Genomic DNA, 22,826 nt, shown 5'->3' on the forward strand with positions numbered 1-22,826 from the left:
GTGCCGGTTTTTCAGCAAAACAACCCCACAAGCATCATCCTGAAATGCCAGCGCCGTAGCACATAATCGCCCTCTGCCTCCAACTCATCTAAGGACTCCTCATGTCAGAACAGCACAACGCTACGGCCGACTGGCCTCCCGCCGGCTGCCCTCCCCTGGCCTGGCCGGACCTGCCCGATCAGGCTGCACGCTTGAGCTGGTACCTGGCGGTCATCGGTGCCTACGGTGCGCTGTGGGAAGGCCACGTCAACGAACCGGAATTGACGCCTGTCAGCGAGGACGCCCTGCAGGCGCTGGAGCAACGCCTGGGCTGCCCGTTGCCGCGGTCGCTGCGCGACTACCATCGGCAACTGGGGGTGCTGTCCCTGGCGGAAATCCTTTGCAGCGTCGGCCCCGGCCATACCCCGATCCAGCCACTGCTGGAAGCCTATCCCGGCATCGTGGACATCCCCGAGACCGATCTGGACCTGCCCCTGGCCCAACAGCTGATCGCCTTCGGCGACTACTTGGGCAACGGCAATATGTTCTGTTTTGAACGAAACAGCGGCGTGGTGTACTACTTCGATCACGACACAGGCATAGCGCTGACACGCTTCTTCGACTCCCCCGAGGAGTACCTGGATGCGCTGATGCTGTTCTGCCTGGCGGAGGTGTATGACGACGATGATGCTGCCGAAGCATTGATCAGCCAGCGCTACGGAGAGGACCTGGTACGCAAGTGGCGCTACTGAATAACAAGGACCTCGGTCTCTGCTGAGACTGATGCCCGTGCACAAACTGCGGTCCCTCCCCCCGAACAAGGATGCTCCATGTTTCAGCGTGCCCTGATCTGCACACTCCTGGTACTGATTGCCTTGCCCGCCAGCGCCGCGCAGGCCAAGGTCGAACGCCGTTGTGGCTGGTTCGAGAACCCGACCCCGGCCAATGCCACCCTCACCGACCGCGACGGCGTCTGGGAAATCGCCACCCAGGGCGGCTATCAGGCCGAGGGCGGGTGGCCCACCTTCAACGATCAGCAATGGGTGCGGACCAACAATCATTACGGCTACGGCTGTGCGTGTGTCAGCGCCAACGCTGATCCACAGACTCATCGCCTCGACCAATTGCACAAGGCCAAGGCCCGCCCGCTGTCCGCCTGTCGCAGCGATCCCAGCCTGTATGAACCCTTGAAGGAGGAAGCCGGAGAACCCGAATTGCCCAAGGGCTCTCCACGCTTTCAAGGCCAAGGTTTCAGCCTGCAGTATCCCAAAGGCTGGAAGCTCAGCCAGACGCAAAACTGCCTCACCCTGGATCACCCGAAAAAACGCCCAAACGAGGAGTACACCCTCCACCTGTGCCAGCAGCAGGGCAGCCTGGAGCAGGCCGCCGAGGGCTTGTTCTTCTATCAGGAAAACGGCGTCTGGATGCGCAGCGCCGGCAGGGACGAGCCCAGCCCGGTACAGGAGATAAGTGGCCCCGGCTGGCAAGGCCTGCTGGCCTATCAGACCTGCGGCATCAGCGATGAGGAAACCGGCTTTCATGCCGTTGGCGGTACCTGCCTGATGGCGGTGATCGATAGCGGCCAGCGTCAGGTGGTGGCCGACAGCGTAGGGTTCTTCCAGGATTTCGCCACCCTGGGGGCCATCCTGCAGTCGATCCGCTTCGACCCGGCGCCATAGAGCCCCCGCTAGGGCACGGCCCGATACAAGGTTTGCAGGTGAGACAAGCGCAAGCCGCAGTGCTCCAGGTTGCGCCGGCTTTGCGAGTTCACCAGAGCGGTGGCTGCCACGCTCCGGGCCCCCAAAGCAGCAGCCTGCTGCAAGCGATGGGCGATCAGGGCCCGGTGATAACCCAGGCCCCGCGCGGCCCGGGTGGTAAAGGCGGTGCCCAGGTACGCCACGCCGTTGTCGGCGATGAACAGCGCCGCGCCGGCCACCGCAACGCCCTGCTCCCGCAACAGGTACAAATGCCCGCGCCCATCGTTGAGCAAGCCACCAAAGGCCGCCTGGGTGGCCGGCCGAGCGGCCGCAGGGGTATTGAAGCCTTCGCGGTGCAACATGCAGAACACTTCCAGCGTCGAGGCGGTCACCGGCTCGATATCCAGCACTGAAGGTGGCGCCACAATCTCGCCCACAGGCGCGAACAGCTGCCCATGAGTCCAGCCCTTCAGGCGCTGCAACGGCAGCCCTTGCAGCTCCAGAGTGGGCACAACCTTGGCTGACTCGGCGATCAAGGCGATCGCCGGGGCGTAAGCCACGCAGCTCTGCAGCAGATCGATCAGGCGCCGGGCATCCTGTGCCCTGTCGCCATGTACCCGGTTCATCATCGGGCTGGGGTTGCCGCCGACGACGAAGGCACCACAAACCGGCTCACCATACAGGCAGGCTCGATAAGGGTTGCCCGGCAGGCTCGCCAGCCCCTGGACCCGGGCCCGCAGGTATTGGGTTTCGGCATATTCAAGCGCCAGCGCGCGGCTCAGGTGCATATCAGCGGTTACCCACCGGGGTTTCACTGACCCAGGGCACCCGCACCTGCTCGGCGATGCTCGTGGCCTGCTGCTGCAACACCTCCAGTTGGGTCCGGCGGCCGAACAAGCCAGTGAAATGCAGCAGCAAGCGCCCGGCAAACCCCAGGCCATCGCCGCGTTTGCGCGGGATCAAGTGCAGGTGCGCATGAGGAATGTGCTGGTTGGTGGCGCGGCCGTCATTGACCAGCAGGTGGGTGCCTTCGACGCCGTAGCCGGCACGCCGTTGCGCCGCCAGCAGGCCATCGAAGACCTGGTACAGGTGCTGGCGGATGAAACCGGGCAATTGCTCGAGCTTCTCTACGTGCTGCTGGGGGATCAGCAGCAGGTGCCCTTCACCCAGCGGATGCACGTCCATGAAGGCCATGCAGTGCTCATCGCGGTACACCAGTGCGGCGGGCAAGGTGCCGGCGGCAATCTGGCAGAAAATGCAATTCATCCCTGAATCCTCAAGTGGCAAGGCGCGCCCGGTCGGGCGCCGCCAATGTAACCCACCTGCATCCTGTAAAGCGCGCTCCTTGTGCCCGGCTTGGGTTCAGTCCAGCGCCAGGTAGGCGCCGGCATCGACCTCAATCATCACCGGTTGGCGGGTGTCCTTGAGGGTGTGCAACAGGTCTTGCAGCTGCGCGGGGGAGTCGGCGCGGTGGTGCGCCACATGGAAGCTTCGGGCCATGGCCTGGAAGTCCGGGGTGAGGATGTCCACCCCCAGCGGCACGATATCCCGCGCCTGCATGTAGTCGCGGATCTCGCCGTAGCACTGGTTGTTCCACACCAGCAGGATCACGCCGATCTGTGCTTCCTTGGCCGCGATCAGCTCGCCGCTGGCGAACTGCAAGCCACCGTCCCCCACAAGCGCCACCACAGGCCGCTCGGGCCGCGCCAGCTTGGCGCCCATGGCCGCCGGCAAGCCGTAGCCCAGGGTGCCGTAACCACTGCCGGCGTTGAACCAGCTGGCCGGGGCCGGGGCCTGGTAGCCACAGGCGCCCTGGTACACCGGCTGGGTCGAGTCGCCCACCAGGATCGGGGCATCCAGATGGTCCCGCAGCAGGTCCAGCAGGCCCTGCAAGCCTTGCTGCTTGGGCGTCCAGCCGGCACGCTCGGTCTGGTTCACACGTTGCACGCTGTCCAGTGCCCAGCGCCCGCGGGAATTGGCAGGCGCCACCTTGCCCAGCAGTGCCTGCAAACCTTCCAGGGCATCCCCCACCAGGCCGACATGGGCCCGCTGCACGCCCATGACCTGCATCGGGTCGATGTCCAGGCGAATCAGCGAACCCTTGAAGCGCAGCGGCCCGAGGCCAAAGAAGTCGTAGTCGGTTTCCCCAAGCTCGGTGCCCACGGCGAGCACCACATCCGCTTCGTCGATCAATGCCCGGCCATGGGCCGAGGACTGCACGCCATCGAGCAACAGCGGGTGCCCGCAAGGCAGCAGGCCGCGGGCGTTGGTGGTCAGGGCCACCGGCGCCTGCAGGCGCTCGGCCAATTGCCGCAGGACCTCGGCGCAACCCCGGGCACCACCGCCGGCCAGGATCAACGGACGGTGGGCACTGTTGAGCAAGGCCAGCGCCGCCTCGATCGAAGCCCCGGCCGGCGCCGGCGCGCCAGGCAGGCTGCGGGGCATCAGGTTGAGGTTATCGGCGGACATCTCCAGCACGTCCAGGGGAATCTCGATGTGCACCGGCCGCGGCCGTGCGCACTTGAATACGGCAAAGGCCCGCGCCAGCAGTTCCGGCAACTCCGAAGGCGCTTGCAGGGTGTGGCTGAAGGCGCAGACCCCGGCCACCATTGCTCGCTGGTCCGGCAGTTCGTGCAGGTGGCCGTGGCCCAGGCGCAGGTGCTCGCGACGGTTGACGGTAGAGATCACCAGCATCGGCACCGAATCGGCATAGGCCTGGCCCATGGCCGTGAGGATATTGGTCATGCCAGGGCCAGTGATGATGAAGCACACCCCAGGCTTGCCGCTGGCCCGGGCGTAGCCGTCGGCCATGAACCCGGCCCCCTGTTCATGCCGTGGGCTGACGTGGCGCAAGCGGCTGCCGTGCAGGCCGCGATAGAGCTCGACGGTGTGCACGCCGGGAATCCCGAATACCGTGTCCACGCCATAACCTTCCAGCAAACGAACCAGGGACTGCGCACAGGTGGTCATCGACTACTTCCTCTTGTTCTTATGTGCGGGCGACACCCTGCGCCCGGCTGATGTCGAGGGACATTAGTCGCTGCACCCAAGGGGCAACAATCGAAAAAAATCGCGGCGATTGCTCAATAAAATTCACGCTTTGCCGTTACGACGGGCTTCCGGGTGCAAGCGGGTGATGCCCTGCAGCTGGGACTTGACCCACTCGCTGAACGCCAGCACCACCGGCCGCTCGGATTTGAGCAGGTCGGCCACCAGGTAGTAGCCGCGATTGGACTCGATCTCGGTGCCGAAGGGCTGCACCAGTTGGCCCCGGGCCAGGGCTTCGCCGCTGATCAGGTTGTCGCCCATGGCAATGCCCTGGCCGGCGATGCAGGCCGACTGCACGAAGTGCGCGTCGGCAAACACGATGCCCCGGCGCACGTCGACATTCGGCGCCCCGGCGGCCGCCAGCCAGACCCGCCAGTCGGAGTAGTCGATCATGTGCAGGAGCAAGGCGTGATCCAGGCCATCAAGGGTTTTCAGGCCACCCATGGCATTCACCAGGCTCGGGCTGCACACCGGGAAATAGCGCAGGGAGACGATCTTCTGCACGTGCTGGTTGGGCCAGTCGCCCATGCCATAGGCCACGAACAGATCGACGCTGCTGTCGCTGGTGTCCCCCGGAGTGCGGGGCGACACCAACTGCAGTTCAACCTGGGGATACAGCGCCTGGAATTCGGCGATATGGGTGCACAGCCAATAGGTAGCGAACCCCGGCGGGCTGCTGATGCACAGCCGGCCGCTGACCTGCTGGCCATCGGAGCGCTGGCCGGCCTCGAGGATATTGGCCAGCAGCAGGTGGATGTCCCGGGCATAGCGCTCCCCCTGGTAGGTGATGCGAATGCTGCGGCCCTGGCGCTCGGTCAGGGCAAACCCCAGGGTCTGCTCCAGGCTCTTGATCTGGTGGCTGATGGCGCTGGGCGTCAGGTTCAGCTCATTGGCGGCCTCGGCGACACTGCCCAGGCGGGCCACCGCGTCCAGAGCGCGCAACGCGGTCATGGAGGGATAACGCATACCGATCATGCCTCGACTACAAAAAAACGAGTGGCAGCACCATAGCTGCAATCGGCGTCCGGCAATAGCCTTGCTCGTCGCCGAAAAAAAAGCCCATTACTGAAAAAAATTACCGTGTCCCACTAAAAATGCTCGATTGACCCGCCGCCGTCGATGGCTAATTCTCAAGCCCTACCCTGTGCCGGGTACTGCCCGGCCATCGCACAATAACAAGAGGGTCGACCCTTGCAATCGCAGCCCAACTCCGTCAATCCCGTGGTGGCGATCGATGATCTGCACAAGAGCTACGCCGATCACCACGTGCTCAAGGGCATCGCCCTGCGCGCCAATGAAGGCGAAGTGGTGTCGTTGATCGGCTCCAGCGGCTCGGGCAAAAGCACCCTGCTGCGCTGCATCAACCTGCTGGAGATTCCCTGCAGCGGCAGCCTGCGCATCAATGGCGAAGAAGTGCGCATCAGGACCGACCGTGCCGGCAACCCGCAGGTCGCCGACCCGGCCCAGGTGGCGCGCCTGCGCACCCAGTTGAGCATGGTGTTCCAGAGCTTCAACCTGTGGCCTCACCGCACCGTCCTGGAAAACGTCATCGAAGCGCCGGTGTATGTCCTCGGTGAAGACCGCAAGGACGCCATCGCCCATGCCGAGCACCTGCTGGAAAAGGTCGGCCTGGCCAACAAGCGCGACGCTTTCCCTTCCTTTCTCTCCGGCGGCCAGCAACAGCGGGTGGCCATCGCCCGGGCCCTGGCCATGCGCCCCCAGGTGCTGTTGATGGACGAACCGACCTCGGCCCTGGACCCGGAACTGGTGGGCGAAGTGCTCAAGGTCATCCAGGGCATCGCCGAGGAAGGCCGTACCATGATCCTGGTGACCCACGAAATGGCCTTTGCCCGGGATGTGTCGAGCAAGGTGATGTTCCTTCACCAGGGGCTGGTGGAAGAAGAAGGGCCCCCCCAGCAAGTGTTCCTCAACCCGGTCAGCGAGCGCTGCCGGCAATTCGTCATGGCTCAGGAAAACCGCGTCTGACGTTTCGCTTCAATCCTTGAAAACAACAACTTCGATAAAGGGTAAAGCCATGAAAAACCTGCTCAAGGTGCTCGCCACCGGTTGCCTGTTCAGTGCACTGGCCAGCCACGCCGTGGCCGCCGACAAGATCGTCTTCGGCATCGCCCTGGAACCCTACCCGCCGTTCTCGATGAAAAGCGGCAATGGCGACTGGAGCGGCTTCGAACCGGAGCTGATCAAGGCTCTGTGCGACCGCATGCAGGCCCAGTGCCCACTCAAGGAAGTGGCCTGGGACGGCCTGATCCCGGCCCTGCAATCGAGCCAGATCGACGCCATCCTCAACTCCCTGAGCATCACCGACGAACGGGAAAAGGTCATCGATTTCTCTGCGCCCTACTACCAGACCCCGGCCATGTGGGTCGCCGACCAGAGCCTGGAGCTGGTCACCACCCCCGAAGGCCTCAAGGGCAAGCTGATCGGCGTGCAGGGTTCGACCTCCAACGCGACCTTCGCCAAGACCTACTACGGCAAGACCTCGACCCTGCGCTACTACACCACCCAGGACGACATGATCGCCGACCTGCAGAGCGGGCGCATCGACGTGATGCTGGCCGACGCCCTGACCATCGAGCCGATCCTCAAGACCGCGGCCGGCGCCGGTCTGGCGGACAAGGGCCTGGCGCCCAAGGACCCGCTGTTCGGTTCCGGCATCGGGGTCGGCCTGCGCAAGGGTGACAGCGCCCTGCAGCAGCGGATCAACACCGCCCTGGCCTCGCTCAAGGCCGATGGCACCTACGACAAGATCCGCAGCCGCTACTTCAGCGTCGACATTTCTGCCAACTAAGCCGTCCGGCCGGCCCGTTTGCGCGGGCCGCCGGCGTTGACTGGATACGTCATGATTTCTCTGTCCGACCTTTCCCAACTGTTCGTCGCCGACGGCTGGCTCGGCGCCCTGGCCCAGGGCGCGCTGGTGTCCCTGCAGATTTCCGCCGGGGCCTTTGTGCTCGGCCTGGGCATCGGCCTGCTGGTGGCGATGATCAAGCTCAAGGGCCCGCGCTGGCTGGTGAAGCTGGCCAACGCCTACACCACCCTGTACCGGGCCATGCCCGAACTGCTGCTGATTCTGCTGCTGTACTACGCCGGTACCGACCTGCTGAACATGGCCATGGCGGCCATGGACCGGCCGAGTGTCACGGTCAACGGCTTCATTGCCGCGGTACTGGTGCTGGGCATCGTCCAGGGCGCCTATTCGGCGGAGATCATCCGTGGCGCGATCCAGGCCATCCCCCACGGTCAGATCGAAGCGGCCCGGGCCTACGGCATCGAGCGCTGGCTGCTGGTGCGGCGCATCCTGTTGCCGAGCATGCTGCCCTACGCCATGGCCGGGCTGTCGAACCTGTGGCTGGTGCTGGTCAAGGACAGCGCACTGATCAGCATCGTCGGCTACAGCGAGCTGCTCTCGGTGGGCAAACAGGCGGCCGGTTCCACCAAGCATTACCTGGTGTTCTACCTGGCGGTCGCGGCCTTCTATTTCGTCATCACCCTGGTGTCCGGCAGCGTGTTCCGCGTGCTCGAACGACGCACCAACCGCTGGCTGCCCCAGCACTAGGAGACTCGGATGGACTTTTCCTGGATCAACGGTTTTTCCAGCGAGCTGCTGCGCGGCCTGGGCATCACCCTCAAGCTCCTGCTGCTGAGCGGAATCTGCGGCTTTGCCCTGGCAGTAGTGGTGGGCCTGGGCCGGGTGTCGCGCAATCCTCTGATTCGTGCGCCGATGCAGTTCTACATCAGTGTGTTTCGCGGCACCCCGCTGCTGGTGCAGATCTACATCCTCTATTACGGGGTCGGCAGCCTGTTCGCCGCCTACCCGCCGATCCGCGGCAGCTTTCTCTGGCCCTACCTGCGCGAAGGTTTCTGGTATGTGGCCTTGGCCCTGACCCTGAGTGTCGGCGCCTACGTCGGCGAAGTGCTGCGTGGCGGCCTGCGGGCCGTGCCACGAGGCGAGCTGGAAGCCGCCCGCGCCTATGGCATGGGCCACTGGCTGACCCTGCGCCGGGTGTGGCTGCCCCGGGCCCTGGAACTGGTGCGCCCGACCCTGGTGGGGGAATGTGTGCTGCTGCTCAAGGCCACTGCACTGGCGTCCACCGTGGCGGTCACCGACCTGCTGGGCGCGGCCAACCTGGTACGGGCACAGACCCTGAAAGTCTACGAGCCGCTGCTGGCCGTGGCACTGATCTACATCGTCCTGGCCTTTGTCATCGAACATCTGTGCGCACGCCTGGGCAAGGTCCCCCAGCGTCAGGCCTGAACCCATTCATTGCGCGGGCAGCGAGGCCCGTGAGGAGAACAACATGCGTTACTCACCTTTCGTACAGCGCATCAGCGGCGAATCCGTCAGCGCCTGGGACATCCACTACGCAGCCATCGAGGCCCGTGGTCGCGGCGAAGACGTGATCGTGCTCAGCGTCGGCGACCCGGACTTCGCCACCGACGAGCGCATCAGCGCCGCCGCCAGTGCCGCCCTGGAGCAAGGCGACACCCACTACACCCACGTCCTCGGCCGCCCGGCCCTGCGTGAGGCCATCGCCGCCAAGCAGCGCCGCCTGCTGGGCATCGAGGTCAGCGCCGACAACGTGGCGCTGGTGGCGGGTGCGCAGAACGGCTTGTTCGCCACATCGCTGTGCCTGTTCAGCAGCGGCGACGAAGTGCTGGTGCCAGAACCCATGTACCTGACCTACGAGGCCTGCATCCACGCCTCGGGGGCGCAGATCGCCTGCGTCCAGCAGCCGGCGGCCAATGGCTTTCGCCTGACCGCCGCGGCCCTGGAAGCGGCGCTCACCAACAAGACTCGCGGCATTGCCCTGGCCACCCCGTGCAACCCCACCGGCAACGTCTACAGCCGTGAGGAGCTGGAAGCCGTGGCCGAGGTGGCGCGCAAGCATGACCTCTGGGTGATCTCCGACGAGGTCTACGGGCAACTGACCTACGACCGCGAACACCTGAGCATCGCTTCGCTGCCGGGCATGGCCGAGCGCACGGTAATCCTCAACAGCCTGTCGAAAACCCATGCCATGACCGGTTGGCGCGTGGGCTGGGTGATCGCCCCGCCGGCCCTGGTCGGGCATCTGGACAACCTCTTGCTGTGCATGCTCTACGGCCTGCCGGGGTTTATCCAGGAAGCCGCGCTCAAGGCCCTGGAACTCGATGAAGAAGTGATCGGCAGCGCCCGCGAGGTCTATCGCCGGCGCCGCGACCTGGTGGTGGCGGGCCTCAAGCAGGTGCAACTGCTGGACTGCCGCGAGCCGGAAGCCGGGATGTTCATGCTGGTGGACGTACGCCGCACCGGCCTGTCGAGCATGGATTTCGCCTGGCAGCTGTTCCGCGCCACCGGGGTCTCGGTGCTCGACGCCCAGGCTTTCGGCGCCAGTGCCGAAGGCTTCGTGCGGATCTCCTTCACCGTCGCCGACGAGGTGCTCAAGGACGCCTGCCAGCGCATTGCCGGCTTTGTCGAAACCCTGGGCGCACAACGCTGAATGCATGACCCGGGCCGCCCAGCGGCCCTGGTACCTCCGACAAGAACACTGCTGCGCCTTACTTTTTTGCCCACCTTTGAAGGGCCCCCTGCTTGAGAGGTTGACCCCGTGACCGCTTCCGACCAATTCAACTCCACCCATAGCGCCGTCGATCAATACGCTGAACTGGTGCTGCACAACGGCCGGATGTACACCCTCGATCCGGCCCAGCCCTGGGCCGACGCCGTGGCCATCCGCCAGGGCAAGCTGATCGCGGTGGGCAGCCTCGCCTCCCTGGCTTCGCTGATCGGCCCCAACACCCGCCAGCACGATCTGGACGGGGCCTTCTGCATGCCCGGCCTGCATGACATGCACACCCACCCGGACCTGGCCCTGGCCCCGCGCTACGCCGACGACCTGGACGTGGGCATCGAAGACCCGACCCCGGAGCAACTGGCAGCCGCGATCCACGCCTATGCCGACAGCCATCCCGGCGACGGCTGGATCTACGGCCAGTACTGGGTGCGCTACACCTTCCGCGAGGCCGGGCTGACCCCGGGCCGCGAATGGCTCGACAGCGTCATGCCGGACCGCCCGGTGGCCCTGCTGGACCGCATGTGGGGGACCATGATGGTCAACTCCAAGGCCCTGGAACTGGCCGGCATCGACCGCCACACCAGCGACCCGCGCAACGGCTACCTGGAGCGCGACGAGCTGACCGGCGAACCCAACGGCTTGTTGATCGACGGGGCCTACGCCCTGATCCATGCCGCCATGCCGCCGACTCCGGTGTCGGTGCTGCGCCGTGCCTATCGCGATGGCGTGCACTTCCAGACCTCTCGCGGGGTCACCGCCACCAAGTACGTGCACGTCTGCGAAAACCGCCTGCAGGCCCTCAAGGAACTGGACGATGCCGGCGAGCTGACCCTGCGGGTGGAAGCCGCCATCAGTTGGCAGGACGACATCTTCCCGGTGCGCCGGCGCTGGGAACTGCTCAGTGGCGAGCGGCATTTCTATCGCAGCGCGCGCCTGAGTGCCAACGCGGTGAAGTTCCACTTCGATGGCACCGTGGAGCCCAAGTCCTCCTACCTGCTGACCCCCTGGCCGGAAGAGTCGAGCTGGCGCGGCAAGCTCAACCTGACCCCGGAACACATCACCGACATGGTGGTGGACATGGACAAGCGCGGCCTGCGGGTGATCGCCCACTGCACCGGCGACGGCGCCTCCGACGTGTTCCTCGATGCCGTGGCCGAGGCCCGGCGGCGCAACGGCAACAGCGGCATCCGTCACCAGTGCGCCCACAGCACCCTGCTGCACCCGGGCAACCTCAAGCGCTTCCAGGCCCTGGACGTGATCGCCGAGTTCTCTCCGGCAGCCTGGTACCCGACGCCATTCGCCAGCGGCGCGCGCTCCGGCTACGGCCAGGAACGCCTCAAGCGCATCTATGACTTCAAGGGCGTGCTGGCAGCCGGTGGCATCGCGGTGTTCGGCACCGACTGGCCGGTGGCGTCCATCGATCCATGGCTGGCCCTGGAAACCATGGTCACCCGGCAGAACCCGTGGAACCAGGAACCCGACACCTTCGGTGACCCCATCAGCCTGGAACAGGCCCTGCAAGTAGCGACCCTCAACGGCGCCCACGCTATGGGCCTGGAACACCTGACCGGCAGCCTGGAGGCCGGCAAGTCGGCGGACCTGATCGTCCTCGACCGCGACCTGTTCGCCCAGGGCGCACGCAACTACATCCACCACACCCAGGTGCAACTGACCTTCGTCGAGGGGCAACTGGTCTACGACCGCCAGGGCACCTTCAGCGACACCCCGCTGCAAGCGGTGTGGGAAGGCCTGCCACCGGTGATCGAGGGCAAGGAATAATGAACAGCACCCCGAGCATCCCGGTAACCGTGGTTGCAGGCTTTCTCGGCGCCGGCAAGACCACCCTGCTCAACCGCATGGTGCAACGCGCCGACAGCGGCCGGCTGGCGGTGATCGTCAACGATTTCGGCGAGCTGAACATCGATGCGGCGATCATCGCCGAGGTCACCGACGCGGTGTACAGCCTGCAGAACGGCTGCATCTGCTGCACCGTGCAGGAGGACCTGCTGGCGCAACTGGTGAGCCTGTCCAAGCTGCGCCCGGCCCTGGAGCGAATTGTCATCGAGTGCAGCGGCGTCTCCGACCCGCAGCGCATCGTGCAGACCATCGGCTACCCGCAACTGCGCAACCGCCTGCACCTGGACGCGGTGATCACCCTGGTGGACGCCAGCGGCTACCAGGACCTGGAAGGGGAAATGGCCCGCCTGTCCCGAGCCCAGGTGGCCTGCGCCGACTGGGTGCTGCTGAACAAGGCCGACCTGGTGAGCGCCGAGCAATTGCAGAGCATCCGCGCCAGCCTCGGCAATCGCGCCCCGGTATTCGACACGGTGCAGGCCGAGCTGCCCCCCGAGCTGCTGCTGGCGCCGCCGGTGCGCTCCACCGAAGTGCTGTTCAAGGCCCTGCCCCAGGCCCACGACCAGTTGTTCGAAAGCTGGGTGTGGAAAAGCTCGCGACCGCTGCAACCCAAGGCTTTGCGGGACTGGCTGGCGCGCCTGCCCGCCGACCTGCTGCGCCTCAAGGGCCTGGTGCGCCTTGAAGGCAATGAACAACCTTATTGGTTGCAGCATGTGGGCAACCGCAGCCAGTTCACCCTGGCCGCCGATCAGCCCACCGAGCATGCCGCGCAATTGGTATTCATCGCCCGCCGGGGCAGCGATCTGCGCCAGGAACTGGAGGCTGGGGTCAGCGATACACAAGTGCTTTGAACGACAGGGAATCTGTGGCGCGAAGGCCGGTCTGAAAGAGGCGCGGCTGCCGGGCCGTCGCTTGGTCCGTGACAATAGGGCCCGGGTCCAATAGATTAGGCGCCCCCGAAAATCCCCCTGGGCCTTTCGCGCCTCAAACCTGTTAAACCAAGTAGTGGATGTTCAATGCCTGATTCCAACACCGAAGAATCCGTAGTCGCCCTGTCCAACAAGGCCGAATACGAAAACGCCATTCATCTTTCACAACACGTGTCCCAGGCCAAGACCATCAGCGAGATGGTGCTCGACGCCTTCCACACCTCGAAAGAAAGTGACCAGATTCGCGAACTGCGCGCAGCGATTCGCCAGGCCCACGACCGCTTTGACGACGACACCGCCTATGAACTCATGGGCCAGCTCAAGCAGCTCAAAGACGCCGAGGCCGCCGACCTCGCCGCCCTGGAAGACCTGAGCAAGAAATTCCCCATCAGCCGGATTCTCTCCAGCTACAAGGAGGATCCGGATTTCCAGGAGCTGGTCTACGGCCTGGCCCTGAAGGTGCTGAACCAGACCCACCAGGCCATCAGCAACCCCAGCGGCGGCAAGAGCAAGGCGCGTCCGAAGAAGGAAATGGAAGTGTTCGCCATCAGCAAGGACGGCGTCAGCGTCACCCTGCCGATGCGCCCGCGCTCCAAGGCCAACGTCGACCGTGAAGCCTTCGAATTCCTCGGCTTCAGCTTTGTCGGCGAAGGCGACGAGGCGGAACTGGAAAGCGAGATGTTCCTCGACAAGGATGGCAACGAACAGCAGGCCACCCGCAAGAACATCGTTACCGCGATCCAGCAGCAGACTGCGTTCGAAGGCTACAGCGCGCAACAACAGCTGTAACCCGCCGCTGCAGGAGCGAGCTTGCTCGCGAAGCGCCAGCACAGCCTTCTGCAGACCTGAAAAGCCCCGTATTCCAGCGTGAAGACGGGGCTTTTTTTCTTCAGCGATCCCCGTACTCAAGGATGGGGTACATCGCACACAACGCCTCGGTCTCCAGCCGGAAGCGCTCCTGCTGCGCGGGCTCCAGAACGTATGGCTGCTCGCCCCGCGGCTGCAGCTGATCCAGTATCCGGCACACCAGGTCGACGATCTGCCGGCACCCCTGGGGGTCCACATAGCGCTGTGCGATGGAGCCCGTGCCGATACACAAGCCATTGGCGGCAAATGACGATCGAGTCTCCCCCGGTGCGCGTTTTTTGCTGACGATGATTCCGCACTTTTCCAATGCCGATTCGGCGAGGGAGCCGCTGATGCCCTTAGGCAAGCGCAACAGGATCGTGTGGTTTTCCGTCCCGCCGCCCATTACCTCGTAGTCCCGCGCCATGAACGCGCAGGCCATTTCATCCGCCGTGGCGCGAATCCGCCCCATGTAGGCATCGAACTGTGCAGACATGGCATAGCCCAGCGCGGCCGCCTTGGCGGCGATCATGTTGACTGCAGGCGCCCCCTGCATCCCGGGGAAAACTGCCTGGTCGAGCACCCGACGAAAGCTCGACCTCAGGCCGGGCACCTTGGTGTCCGCGTCCCGCCCGGAAAGAATCAGGCCGCCGCGTGGCCCGGCGAGCTGTTTGTGGGTGCAAGTGGTGGTGACGTGCGCCACATCGATCGGGCTCGGATGACGCCCCGTGGCAACCAGACCGGCGATATGGGAGATGTCGGCAAGGACGATGGCCCCGGCTTCATCGGCAATGTCGCGAAAACGCTGGAAGTCCACGACCCGCGAATAAGCCGTTGCCCCACAGATGATGATGCGCGGGCGGTGGGCCATCGCCAGTTGACGTACCTCCTGGTAGTCGATGGTGCCCTGGGCCGTGGTGCCGTAGCGGATCGCCTTGTAGTGGGCACCGGTAAAAGCGAGGGAGCTGCCGTGGGTCAGGTCGCCGCCATGATCCAGGGCCATCCCGAGCAGGGTGTCCCCCGGCTCAAGCAGCGCGGACAACACCTGGTAGTTGGCGTTCGAGGCCGAGTGCGATTGCACCGCGGCGTATTGCGCGGCAAACAGCTCCCGTGCCCTGCGGATCGCCAGGGATTCCACCAGATCGACGTTTTCGCACCCGGCGTGATGGCGTTTGCCCGCAACCCCCTGCGCCGTCACGTTGACCAGCGCCGAGGCCGAGGCGGCAAGGCTTCTGGGGGTGGCTGCACAGGAGGATGAAACCAGGGAAAGCGTGCGTTGTTGCCGGCTTACTTCAGCGTCCAGGATCCTGGCCAGCTCGGCGTCTTCTGTTCGCAGGTCCGCCAAGCCACATCGCAGCAAGTCGGCCTGGTTCCTCAGTGGTTCGGTATCGGCTGCCATAAATCTGTGCCCCTTCCTTGAGTGCTGCGCGCCACGAACGAGGGCGTGCTTCCTGGGTTTTACGTTCGTTGGTGTGAATCGGGCTGATCCGGGCCCTGGGTCAAGACTGTATAAGGCGTAACAGAATTAATCAAAAAATTAAACATCCTCAAAGTTAAATGCTTCTTTTTTGAAGTAAAAAGACATCGGCGCAGCCTTGCCGGTGCAAGCCTCAGGGCGGGAGTGGTGATGCCCACCCCCTGGGGCTTTATTGTCATGGCTGACGCATGCAACACTTGTCCGCTGCGGCCCCGTGCAAACCGGCCCCTCTCAGCGACTTGATCGCCCACAGTCCCCGTAGCGAAGTATCCCAGGACGGATACAGGCTGGCTAAAGGAGCACTAGCGAATTACCAGACAACACAAAAGCAACTGACAGGCTTCTGCCACAGTGATCCCGCTATTGGCGCCAGGCAATCGATGTCATGCGCGATGTGAACGCTAAAAAATTCGATGCATTACGACTATAAGGAAATGGTGAGGCATTTGATGCACAGAAGAGAAAGAACAGAGTATTTAAAAAGCAATATCAAATACCTGATTAAAAGTCGCGGAGAGACACAACTGTCTTTATGCAACGCCAGTGGCCTGACCAGAACAACCATATACAACATCCTGGAAGGCAAGGTCAGCAACGTCCAGCAGTCCACCATTCGAAAAATCTCCGACTTCTTCGGTATTTCCTATGAGGAAATAGAAACCGTCGACTTTGAAGAGAAGGAGATCATCGAAAGCAGCATTTCCCCGCAAGGGAACATGAACCCGGCTGCTGTTCCGATCCTCAAGGAAAGCCAGTTGATGGTCAACATGGATAAACGTATTGGCGAACTCGCCACTTGTTTCCCATTGACCTACTACTTCGGTACATCCTGCAACTTGATAGCCGTGCGCCTGGAAAACGATATCAAGGGCATGTATGAGGTCGGCGGCCTGTTGATCGTGCAAAAGGGGACGATCAGCGATGAAAAGGAAAAACTGGCTTACGACAAACAGACCAGGAAACTGTTGATCATGAACGAGGTCGTCTTCGACCCGGATCGTATATCTGTCGTCGGCGATATCATTGAGGAACGCTTCAATGACTGCCTATGAAGGTGATATCGAGAACAGCAAGTACAAGCTTCTGGGGTTTGAGAACAATAAAAACCTGGCCGTGATCATGATCATCGACACCGGCAAGGTCATAAAAATAAAGCTGAGCGAAGTAGTGAACAGCGAAATAATGGATAACTTGAACAAAATGGAAGTTAAAAACCTGTATAAAAAGTTCTACTCCCAAGGAGGAACACTTACTGCATACGACTTGAACGACCGCAATGAAAACTCATGGATGATCTACATCATCCTCAACCTGCTGCTCTTTACCTTTTATATTTTCACCAGCATCGCTGCAACAAAGCCGATCTACCTTGAGTCCCTCGACATCATTATTACCCCGGGCACCTTTCTGTACCCTCTGACATTCCTGATCGTTGACCTGCTGAACGAGAACTTCGGACTCAGGCTCGCCAGAAGAGCCATTCTGTTTGCATTTGCAAGCAACGCCATGATCATCATCCTGCTCTACGCGTCCACGTTTCTCCCCGGGCTTCCAGGCTGGAAACTCGATACACCTTATAACGACGTTATTATCCAGGTGTCGTCTGTACTGGTAGCGTCTTCCGTTTCCTTCCTTGTTTCTGAAAACATAAACTCATATTTGCTGTGCAAGATAAAGGAACTCACAAACTCCAGATTCCTATTTCTGCGGATATTCCTCAGCACCTTGTTTGCGGTCATCATCGACAGCTTCGTGTTTTGCTACATCGCATTCTATGGAGCCATGCAAAACAACGACATCCTGAACATGATTTATGTTCAGATCGCGATCAAGGTCTGTTTTGCATTCTTCAATATATTGCCCGCCTATGGCGCACGATCACTGTTCAAGAGATACATAACGGATAGCCAGGCAAAATGATCGATCGCTGTTTGTAGAGCAACGCCGGAGCTCAACACCTATCTGCCAGGCAGGTTCAGTGTTGGGCTCCAAGGGCAGCAAGCGGCTCAAATCCTCACTTCAGACCCATCTTGCTCTTCAGGCTATCCATGACTTGCGTCTTGTTCTCCAGATAAGCGTTCAAGCCTTTTGCCCGCAGATTGCAGGCGTCGCAGTTGGCGCAGCCACTGCCCATGATGCCGTTGTAGCAAGTCAGGGTTTGCTCGCGAACCAGCTCCAGTTGATTGTGGTAGTCCGCCAGGGCCCAGGTTTCTGCCTTGTTCAGCCACATCAGCGGAGTCTCGAGGCGCAACTTGTACTCCATGCCCAGTTCGAGGGCCTTGTTCAAGGCCTTTACAAATTCATCGCGGCAATCGGGGTAACCCGAGAAATCGGTCTCGCACACTCCGGTAATCACGGTCTCGGCTTTTACCTGATAGGCGTAGATAGAGGCCAGGGTAAGGAACAGGATATTTCTTCCGGGTACAAAGGTACTGGGCAAGCTCTCGCCTGAGCTGTTCACCGTGGGCACCGGAATGTTGTCCCGAGTGAGGCTGCTGATCGCCAGTTCGTTGAGCAACGAAGCGTCCAGCACTTTGTGCACGGTCGCCCCCAACTGCTTGGATAGCCGCTGCGCGGTCTCGATTTCCGCGTGGTGCCGCTGGCCATAGTCGAACGTAATGCAGTGCACTTCGTCATAGAGCGGCAAGGCGTGGATCAGACAGGTTGTCGAATCCTGTCCGCCGCTGAACACGATAACCGCTGTTTTCTTCATCATTCTGCTTCCTGCATGAGTTGGGTCATTTGAATAGTTGGGCAGCCCACGCAAGGGCTCTCAATAAAATACCCCGCGCGTCTGTCGAAGGCGGGGCTTTTCCGTGTTCGGGTGCGCGGCTCACGCCGAGCGTGCACTGCCGGCCATGCGCCGCAGAATATGCCCCTGGCCCTTGATGCAGTGCAGGATCAGCGCCGCCACATGGCCGACGATCAGCACCAGCAGGGTCCAGCCCAGGAGGCTGTGGAAATTGTTGCCCAGTTCGGTCATCCACTGGATCTTCGGCCCGTCGAAGCCGTTCATTACCGGCAGACCGAAGGCGGAAAAGGCGCGACCCGAGCCGTACTGACGCAACAGGCCGAGAAACGGAATGGCAAACATCCCGGCATACAGCAGCCCATGCCCCAGGGTTGCTGCAAGGTTGAGGCTCGGCGGCCGGCGATGACGGTTCAACAGGCTCCAGACCACACGCACCAGCAGCAGGGCCATCAACAGCAGGCCGACTTGCTTGTGGGTCGGCCAGAGGAACTTGTCCAGGGCCGAATCGGCCAGCAGGTAATGCGCACTGGTGGTGCTGTAGATCCAGGCAAAGGCCAGGGCCATGGCCCAGTGCAGTCCGCGACTGATGACGCCATAGCGCGCCTTCGAGTCGTACAGTTCAATACGGTTTTCCATTGCATCCACTCAGGTTCTATCCACGAACGGCGCATTTTACCCGGCCAGGCCAGGCCTTCGGGCCGAAAAACTTTAAATGATGTGACCATCAACCCAGCGCAATGAAAAAAGCCCCGCGCTTCTTACGAAGGCGGGGCTTTTCCTGTGGCCTGGACAGCTTAGTGTGCGTAGGTCAGCAGGAGCTCGGTCGGGGCCTTGAAATCCACCGACATCATCACGCTCAGCGCGGTGATGGTGAAGATCGAGAACACGAAGAGCTTGCGCGCCCACACGGTGTCATCCACTGCCTTGTAGCCGGTCCAGGCCATGTACAACCAGTACATGCCCATGGCCGCCGCTACCGCCAGGTAGCTCATGCCGGCGTAACCGCTGAAGGTCAGCATCAGGGTCGCCACCAGGAATGCCAGGATGTAGAGCAGGATGTGCTTCTTGGCCACGCGGATGCCACGCTTCACTGGCAGCACCGGAATCGATGCGGCCAGGTAATCGTTGAAGCGGAAGATCGCGATGGCGTAGGAATGCGGCATCTGCCACAGGCTGAACATCACCAGCAGGGTCAGCGCAGCCATGTCGAAGCTGTTGCTGACCGCGACATAGCCGATCACTGGCGGCATGGCTCCGGACAGACTGCCCACCAGCGTGCCGTGAACCGACTTGCGCTTGAGGTACAGGCTGTAGAAGCCGACGTAGATGACAAAGCCGATTACCGCGAACAACGCGGCCAACGGGTTGGCCACGTAGTACAGCAGGGCGACGCCGGCGACACCGAGGATAGAGGCATAGACCAGTGCCACTTCCAGGGAAATCAGGCCCTGGACCAGCACGCGGTTCTTGGTGCGCTCCATCTTCAGGTCGATGTCACGGTCGATGCAGTTGTTGAACACGCAACCGGACGCTACCACCAGCGAGGTGCCGATCATGGCGGCCAGGAAAATGGCCAGATCGACATGCCCTTTCGAGGCCAGGAAGAACCCGCCTGCCACAGAAAGCACGTTACCGAAAATGATCCCCGGTTTGGTGATTTGGATAAAGTGCTTGAGCGACATCGGGTTTACCTCACTTCGCCATCATGACGGTGTGGATGCTGAACATGATCCACAACGACAGACCAACCAGCAGAACAATGACCAACGCGGCGAAGATGAACGCCACCACGTTGTTGCGCTGTGCTTCGGAACGGTCCAGGTGCAGGAAGTACACCAGGTGCACCAGCACCTGGATGACTGCGAACGCCAGGACGATCCACAGGGTCACGTCTTTGGGCAGCGATGGGTACATCACCAGACCGAACGGGATCAGTGTCAGGATGACCGACAGGATGAAGCCGATGGCGTAGGACTTGACGCTGCCGTGACCGGCTTCGTCGTGGGAGTGTGTGTTGGCCATTTACATAGTCCCCATCAGGTAAACAACGGTGAATACGCAGATCCACACCACGTCCAGGAAGTGCCAGAACAGGCTCAGGCAGCTCAGACGGGTCTTGTTGGTCGCCGTCAGGCCGTTTTTCTGCACCTGGTACATCATGATCGCCATCCAGATCAGACCGCTGGTCACGTGCAGACCGTGGGTACCGACCAGGGTGAAGAACCCGGACAGGAAGCCGGAACGGCTAGGGCCATAGCCTTCGGAGATCAGCAGATGGAACTCGTTGATCTCCATGCCGATGAAGCCCAGGCCGAACAGGAAGGTCATGGCCAACCAGCCCAGTACCTGCTTCTTGTTGCCCCGGAAGAACGCCAGCATGGCGAAGCCGTAGGTGATCGAACTGAACAGCAGCAGGGCGGTTTCACCCAGTACGTATGGCAGTTCGAAGATGTCGTGGCCCGACGGGCCACCCGCTACGTTGTTAACCAGTACCGCGTATACCGCGAAGATCGACGCAAACAGAATGCAGTCGGTCATCAGGTAGAGCCAGAAACCGAATACGGTCATCTCGCCCGAGTCGTGGTGATGGTCATCGTGCCCATGGTCATCGACATGGGCGTGTCCAGCATTGGTCACTAAGTTCGACATGGATTAAGCCTGTTCCAACGAGGTTTCAACACGGGTAGCCGGGATCTTGTTCTCCGATACCAGACGCTTGTGCTGTTCGGCTTCGATGCGCTCGATCGTTTCGACCGGCACCATGTAGCCTTGATCATCACGGGCAGCGTGGATCGCGAAATAGATCACGGTGCCGGCCAGGCTTGCGATGGCCAGCCACCAGATGTGCCAGATCATGGCGAAACCGAACACGGTCAGCAGAGCACCCATGACCAGACCGGTAGCGGTGTTGTTGGGCATGTGGATCGGCTGGTAGCGGCCAGGCTGCGCGTAGGCAGTGCCGTTTTCCTTGGCTTCGGTAAACGGATCGATGCCTTCGGCTTTCGGCAGTACCGCGAAGTTGTAGAACGGAGGTGGCGACGAGGTCGACCATTCCAGGGTGTGGGCGTTCCAAGGGTCGCCGGATACACACATGTTCTGCTTGCGGTCACGCACGCTGACGTACAGCTGGATCAGCTGGCAGGCGATACCCACGGCGATCATCACCGCACCCACCATGGCGACGTACAGGTACGGCACCCACTCAGGGTTGGTGGTGGCGTTCAGACGACGGGTCATGCCCATGAAGCCCAGTGCATAGAGCGGCATGAACGCGACGAAGAAGCCGGAGATCCAGAACCAGAACGCAGCCTTGCCCCAACCTTCATGCAGCTTGAAGCCGAAGGCTTTCGGGAAGTAGAAGCTGAAGCCGGCGATGTAGCCGAATACCGCGCCGCCGATGATCACGTTGTGGAAGTGAGCGATCACGAACAGGCTGTTGTGCAGAACGAAGTCGGCACCCGGAATGGCCAGCAGTACGCCGGTCATGCCGCCGATGGCGAAGGTCACCATGAAGCCCAGGGTCCACAGAACCTGGCTGGTGATGCGCAGACGGCCGTGGTAGATGGTGAACAGCCAGTTGAACAGCTTCACCCCCGTCGGAATCGAGATCAGCATCGTCGCCAGGCCGAAGAAGGCGTTGACGCTGGCCCCCGAACCCATGGTGAAGAAGTGGTGCAGCCAGACCATGAAGCCCAGTACCGAGATCGCGCCGGAAGCGTAGATCATCGAATGGTGGCCGAACAGGCGCTTGCCGGAGAAGGTCGAGATCACTTCAGAGAAGATACCGAACGCCGGCAGGATCAGGATGTACACCTCGGGGTGACCCCAGGCCCAGAACAGGTTCACGTACATCATTGGATTGCCACCAAGTTCATTGGTGAAAATGTGGAAATCCATGTAACGGTCAAGCGTCAGCAGTGCCAGGGTAGCGGTGAGGATCGGGAATGAAGCCACGATCAGCACGTTGGCCCAGGTGCAGGTCCAGGTGAAGATCGGCATGTCCATCATCTTCATGCCCGGGGTACGCATTTTCAGCACGGTGGCCAGGAAGTTGACCCCCGTTAGCGTTGTTCCCAGCCCTGATAGCTGTAGCGCCCAGATGTAGTAGTCCACACCCACGCCCGGACTGTATTGCAAGCCCGACAGCGGCGGATAGGCAACCCAGCCGGTCTTGGCGAATTCGCCAACGCCCAGGGACAGGTTGATCAGCACCACGCCCGAAACCAGCAGCCAGAAGCTCAGGGAGTTGAGGAACGGATAGGCCACGTCACGCGCGCCGATCTGCAGCGGCACGACAAGGTTCATCAGGCCGGTGAAGAATGGCATCGCCATGAAGATGATCATGATCACACCGTGGGCGGTGAAGATCTGGTCATAGTGTTCAGGTGGCAGGTAGCCAGGCGAACCCTCGGTGGCCATGGCCAGCTGGGTACGCATCATGATGGCGTCGGCAAAACCACGCAGCAGCATGACCATGGCGACGATGATGTACATCACACCGATTTTCTTGTGGTCGACGGACGTCAGCCACTCGGTCCACAGATAGGTCCACTTCTTGAAGTAGGTGATTGCCGCGAACAGCGCCACGCCACCGAGCAGAATCATGGCAACGGTGACCATGACAATCGGCTCGTGGAACGGAATCGCTTCCAGACTTAATTTACCAAACAT

Annotated in this window: 23 protein-coding genes; 12 read left to right on the forward strand and 11 right to left on the reverse strand. The window is 61.9% G+C overall.

Annotated features, from left to right (window positions below; genetic code table 11):
* Nucleotides 1–101: 101 nt before the first annotated feature.
* Together AC1RL5_RS24930 and AC1RL5_RS24935 are read left to right on the forward strand one after the other, a co-directional pair.
* On the forward strand, nt 102–731 hold the full coding sequence (locus tag AC1RL5_RS24930; protein WP_072450907.1) for an SMI1/KNR4 family protein: 630 nt from the start codon (nt 102–104) through the stop codon (nt 729–731).
* Nucleotides 732–809: 78 nt separating this feature from the next.
* Nucleotides 810–1,658 carry a DUF4087 domain-containing protein gene (locus AC1RL5_RS24935; protein ID WP_207239612.1) on the forward strand — a complete coding sequence of 283 codons (849 nt, stop codon included), beginning with the start codon at nt 810–812 and terminating at the stop codon, nt 1,656–1,658.
* An 8-nt stretch (nt 1,659–1,666) separates the two neighbouring features.
* Here AC1RL5_RS24935 and AC1RL5_RS24940 read toward each other — a convergent pair whose 3' ends face one another.
* From AC1RL5_RS24940 to AC1RL5_RS24955, 4 genes are all read right to left on the reverse strand, one after another.
* Complete coding sequence (locus AC1RL5_RS24940; protein ID WP_072450909.1) at nt 1,667–2,464, reverse strand: GNAT family N-acetyltransferase; 798 nt, start codon at nt 2,462–2,464, stop codon at nt 1,667–1,669.
* Between the two features lies 1 nt (nt 2,465).
* Nucleotides 2,466–2,942: an HIT family protein gene (locus tag AC1RL5_RS24945; RefSeq protein WP_011063267.1), complete on the reverse strand. Its 477-nt coding sequence runs from the start codon at nt 2,940–2,942 to the stop codon at nt 2,466–2,468.
* A gap of 96 nt (nt 2,943–3,038) precedes the next feature.
* Nucleotides 3,039–4,646, reverse strand: coding sequence for a 5-guanidino-2-oxopentanoate decarboxylase (locus AC1RL5_RS24950; RefSeq protein WP_492589865.1), 1,608 nt, complete (start codon nt 4,644–4,646; stop codon nt 3,039–3,041).
* Between the two features lie 123 nt (nt 4,647–4,769).
* Nucleotides 4,770–5,690: a LysR substrate-binding domain-containing protein gene (locus AC1RL5_RS24955; RefSeq protein WP_492589867.1), complete on the reverse strand. Its 921-nt coding sequence runs from the start codon at nt 5,688–5,690 to the stop codon at nt 4,770–4,772.
* Between the two features lie 225 nt (nt 5,691–5,915).
* Here AC1RL5_RS24955 and AC1RL5_RS24960 point away from each other — a divergent pair, with 225 nt between their 5' ends.
* The 8 genes from AC1RL5_RS24960 (at nt 5,916) to AC1RL5_RS24995 (ending at nt 13,869) form a co-directional block, all read left to right on the forward strand.
* Nucleotides 5,916–6,710, forward strand: a complete 795-nt coding sequence (locus AC1RL5_RS24960) for an ABC transporter ATP-binding protein (protein WP_011063270.1) — start codon at nt 5,916–5,918, stop codon at nt 6,708–6,710.
* Nucleotides 6,711–6,759: 49 nt separating this feature from the next.
* Nucleotides 6,760–7,533, forward strand: coding sequence for a transporter substrate-binding domain-containing protein (locus AC1RL5_RS24965; protein WP_011063271.1), 774 nt, complete (start codon nt 6,760–6,762; stop codon nt 7,531–7,533).
* Between the two features lie 51 nt (nt 7,534–7,584).
* Entirely contained in the window at nt 7,585–8,298 is a 714-nt protein-coding gene (locus AC1RL5_RS24970; RefSeq protein WP_053153682.1) for an ABC transporter permease, read from the forward strand.
* Nucleotides 8,299–8,307: 9 nt separating this feature from the next.
* The gene (locus AC1RL5_RS24975; RefSeq protein ID WP_011063273.1) at nt 8,308–8,997 is read left to right on the forward strand and encodes an ABC transporter permease; all 690 of its coding nucleotides are present in this window, start codon (nt 8,308–8,310) and stop codon (nt 8,995–8,997) included.
* Nucleotides 8,998–9,040: 43 nt separating this feature from the next.
* On the forward strand, nt 9,041–10,222 hold the full coding sequence (locus tag AC1RL5_RS24980; RefSeq protein WP_123577054.1) for a pyridoxal phosphate-dependent aminotransferase: 1,182 nt from the start codon (nt 9,041–9,043) through the stop codon (nt 10,220–10,222).
* A gap of 108 nt (nt 10,223–10,330) precedes the next feature.
* A complete protein-coding gene (locus tag AC1RL5_RS24985) occupies nt 10,331–12,076 on the forward strand; it encodes an amidohydrolase (RefSeq protein ID WP_053159991.1) in 1,746 nt (581 codons plus the stop codon).
* Nucleotides 12,076–13,002 carry a CobW family GTP-binding protein gene (locus AC1RL5_RS24990; RefSeq protein ID WP_011063276.1) on the forward strand — a complete coding sequence of 309 codons (927 nt, stop codon included), beginning with the start codon at nt 12,076–12,078 and terminating at the stop codon, nt 13,000–13,002. The genes AC1RL5_RS24985 and AC1RL5_RS24990 overlap by 1 nt, the downstream gene beginning before the upstream one ends.
* A 165-nt stretch (nt 13,003–13,167) precedes the next feature.
* Nucleotides 13,168–13,869: a hypothetical protein gene (locus AC1RL5_RS24995; protein WP_019094240.1), complete on the forward strand. Its 702-nt coding sequence runs from the start codon at nt 13,168–13,170 to the stop codon at nt 13,867–13,869.
* Between the two features lie 100 nt (nt 13,870–13,969).
* Here AC1RL5_RS24995 and glyA read toward each other — a convergent pair whose 3' ends face one another.
* Entirely contained in the window at nt 13,970–15,325 is a 1,356-nt protein-coding gene (glyA, locus tag AC1RL5_RS25000) for a serine hydroxymethyltransferase (protein ID WP_015636911.1), read from the reverse strand.
* 527 nt (nt 15,326–15,852) lie between these two features.
* Between glyA and AC1RL5_RS25005 the strand changes: the two genes are divergently transcribed.
* Nucleotides 15,853–16,455, forward strand: a complete 603-nt coding sequence (locus AC1RL5_RS25005; protein WP_492589870.1) for a helix-turn-helix transcriptional regulator — start codon at nt 15,853–15,855, stop codon at nt 16,453–16,455.
* Nucleotides 16,442–17,323 carry a queuosine precursor transporter gene (locus AC1RL5_RS25010; protein WP_019094238.1) on the forward strand — a complete coding sequence of 294 codons (882 nt, stop codon included), beginning with the start codon at nt 16,442–16,444 and terminating at the stop codon, nt 17,321–17,323. Before AC1RL5_RS25005 ends, AC1RL5_RS25010 begins: the two co-directional genes overlap by 14 nt.
* 94 nt (nt 17,324–17,417) lie before the next feature.
* On the opposite strand, the gene queC is transcribed toward AC1RL5_RS25010, so the two are convergent.
* The 6 genes from queC to cyoB all read right to left on the reverse strand — a co-directional run bounded on the left by queC (nt 17,418) and on the right by cyoB (nt 22,826).
* On the reverse strand, nt 17,418–18,116 hold the full coding sequence (queC, locus tag AC1RL5_RS25015; protein ID WP_011063281.1) for a 7-cyano-7-deazaguanine synthase QueC: 699 nt from the start codon (nt 18,114–18,116) through the stop codon (nt 17,418–17,420).
* Nucleotides 18,117–18,236: 120 nt separating this feature from the next.
* A complete protein-coding gene (locus tag AC1RL5_RS25020) occupies nt 18,237–18,791 on the reverse strand; it encodes a cytochrome b (RefSeq protein WP_019093706.1) in 555 nt (184 codons plus the stop codon).
* 158 nt (nt 18,792–18,949) lie between these two features.
* Nucleotides 18,950–19,837: a heme o synthase gene (gene cyoE, locus AC1RL5_RS25025; RefSeq protein ID WP_011063283.1), complete on the reverse strand. Its 888-nt coding sequence runs from the start codon at nt 19,835–19,837 to the stop codon at nt 18,950–18,952.
* A gap of 10 nt (nt 19,838–19,847) precedes the next feature.
* Entirely contained in the window at nt 19,848–20,177 is a 330-nt protein-coding gene (gene cyoD, locus AC1RL5_RS25030) for a cytochrome o ubiquinol oxidase subunit IV (protein ID WP_011063284.1), read from the reverse strand.
* Complete coding sequence (locus AC1RL5_RS25035) at nt 20,178–20,804, reverse strand: cytochrome o ubiquinol oxidase subunit III (protein ID WP_011063285.1); 627 nt, start codon at nt 20,802–20,804, stop codon at nt 20,178–20,180. It abuts the gene before it with no gap.
* 3 nt (nt 20,805–20,807) lie between these two features.
* Nucleotides 20,808–22,826, reverse strand: a complete 2,019-nt coding sequence (gene cyoB, locus AC1RL5_RS25040) for a cytochrome o ubiquinol oxidase subunit I (RefSeq protein ID WP_011063286.1) — start codon at nt 22,824–22,826, stop codon at nt 20,808–20,810.

This window comes from Pseudomonas sp. GW822-FHT06D10 (assembly GCF_058799535.1).

Coding starts and splice junctions, on each gene's coding strand:
- AC1RL5_RS24930 (WP_072450907.1), top strand. CDS start 102: ATGTCAGAACAGCACAACGCTACGGCCGACTGGCCTCCCGCCGGCTGC.
- AC1RL5_RS24935 (WP_207239612.1), top strand. CDS start 810: ATGTTTCAGCGTGCCCTGATCTGCACACTCCTGGTACTGATTGCCTTG.
- AC1RL5_RS24940 (WP_072450909.1), bottom strand. CDS start 2,464: ATGCACCTGAGCCGCGCGCTGGCGCTTGAATATGCCGAAACCCAATAC.
- AC1RL5_RS24945 (WP_011063267.1), bottom strand. CDS start 2,942: ATGAATTGCATTTTCTGCCAGATTGCCGCCGGCACCTTGCCCGCCGCA.
- AC1RL5_RS24950 (WP_492589865.1), bottom strand. CDS start 4,646: ATGACCACCTGTGCGCAGTCCCTGGTTCGTTTGCTGGAAGGTTATGGC.
- AC1RL5_RS24955 (WP_492589867.1), bottom strand. CDS start 5,690: ATGCGTTATCCCTCCATGACCGCGTTGCGCGCTCTGGACGCGGTGGCC.
- AC1RL5_RS24965 (WP_011063271.1), top strand. CDS start 6,760: ATGAAAAACCTGCTCAAGGTGCTCGCCACCGGTTGCCTGTTCAGTGCA.
- AC1RL5_RS24970 (WP_053153682.1), top strand. CDS start 7,585: ATGATTTCTCTGTCCGACCTTTCCCAACTGTTCGTCGCCGACGGCTGG.
- AC1RL5_RS24975 (WP_011063273.1), top strand. CDS start 8,308: ATGGACTTTTCCTGGATCAACGGTTTTTCCAGCGAGCTGCTGCGCGGC.
- AC1RL5_RS24980 (WP_123577054.1), top strand. CDS start 9,041: ATGCGTTACTCACCTTTCGTACAGCGCATCAGCGGCGAATCCGTCAGC.
- AC1RL5_RS24990 (WP_011063276.1), top strand. CDS start 12,076: ATGAACAGCACCCCGAGCATCCCGGTAACCGTGGTTGCAGGCTTTCTC.
- AC1RL5_RS24995 (WP_019094240.1), top strand. CDS start 13,168: ATGCCTGATTCCAACACCGAAGAATCCGTAGTCGCCCTGTCCAACAAG.
- glyA (WP_015636911.1), bottom strand. CDS start 15,325: ATGGCAGCCGATACCGAACCACTGAGGAACCAGGCCGACTTGCTGCGA.
- AC1RL5_RS25005 (WP_492589870.1), top strand. CDS start 15,853: ATGCACAGAAGAGAAAGAACAGAGTATTTAAAAAGCAATATCAAATAC.
- AC1RL5_RS25010 (WP_019094238.1), top strand. CDS start 16,442: ATGACTGCCTATGAAGGTGATATCGAGAACAGCAAGTACAAGCTTCTG.
- queC (WP_011063281.1), bottom strand. CDS start 18,116: ATGAAGAAAACAGCGGTTATCGTGTTCAGCGGCGGACAGGATTCGACA.
- AC1RL5_RS25020 (WP_019093706.1), bottom strand. CDS start 18,791: ATGGAAAACCGTATTGAACTGTACGACTCGAAGGCGCGCTATGGCGTC.
- cyoE (WP_011063283.1), bottom strand. CDS start 19,837: ATGTCGCTCAAGCACTTTATCCAAATCACCAAACCGGGGATCATTTTC.
- cyoD (WP_011063284.1), bottom strand. CDS start 20,177: ATGGCCAACACACACTCCCACGACGAAGCCGGTCACGGCAGCGTCAAG.
- AC1RL5_RS25035 (WP_011063285.1), bottom strand. CDS start 20,804: ATGTCGAACTTAGTGACCAATGCTGGACACGCCCATGTCGATGACCAT.
- cyoB (WP_011063286.1), bottom strand. CDS start 22,826: ATGTTTGGTAAATTAAGTCTGGAAGCGATTCCGTTCCACGAGCCGATT.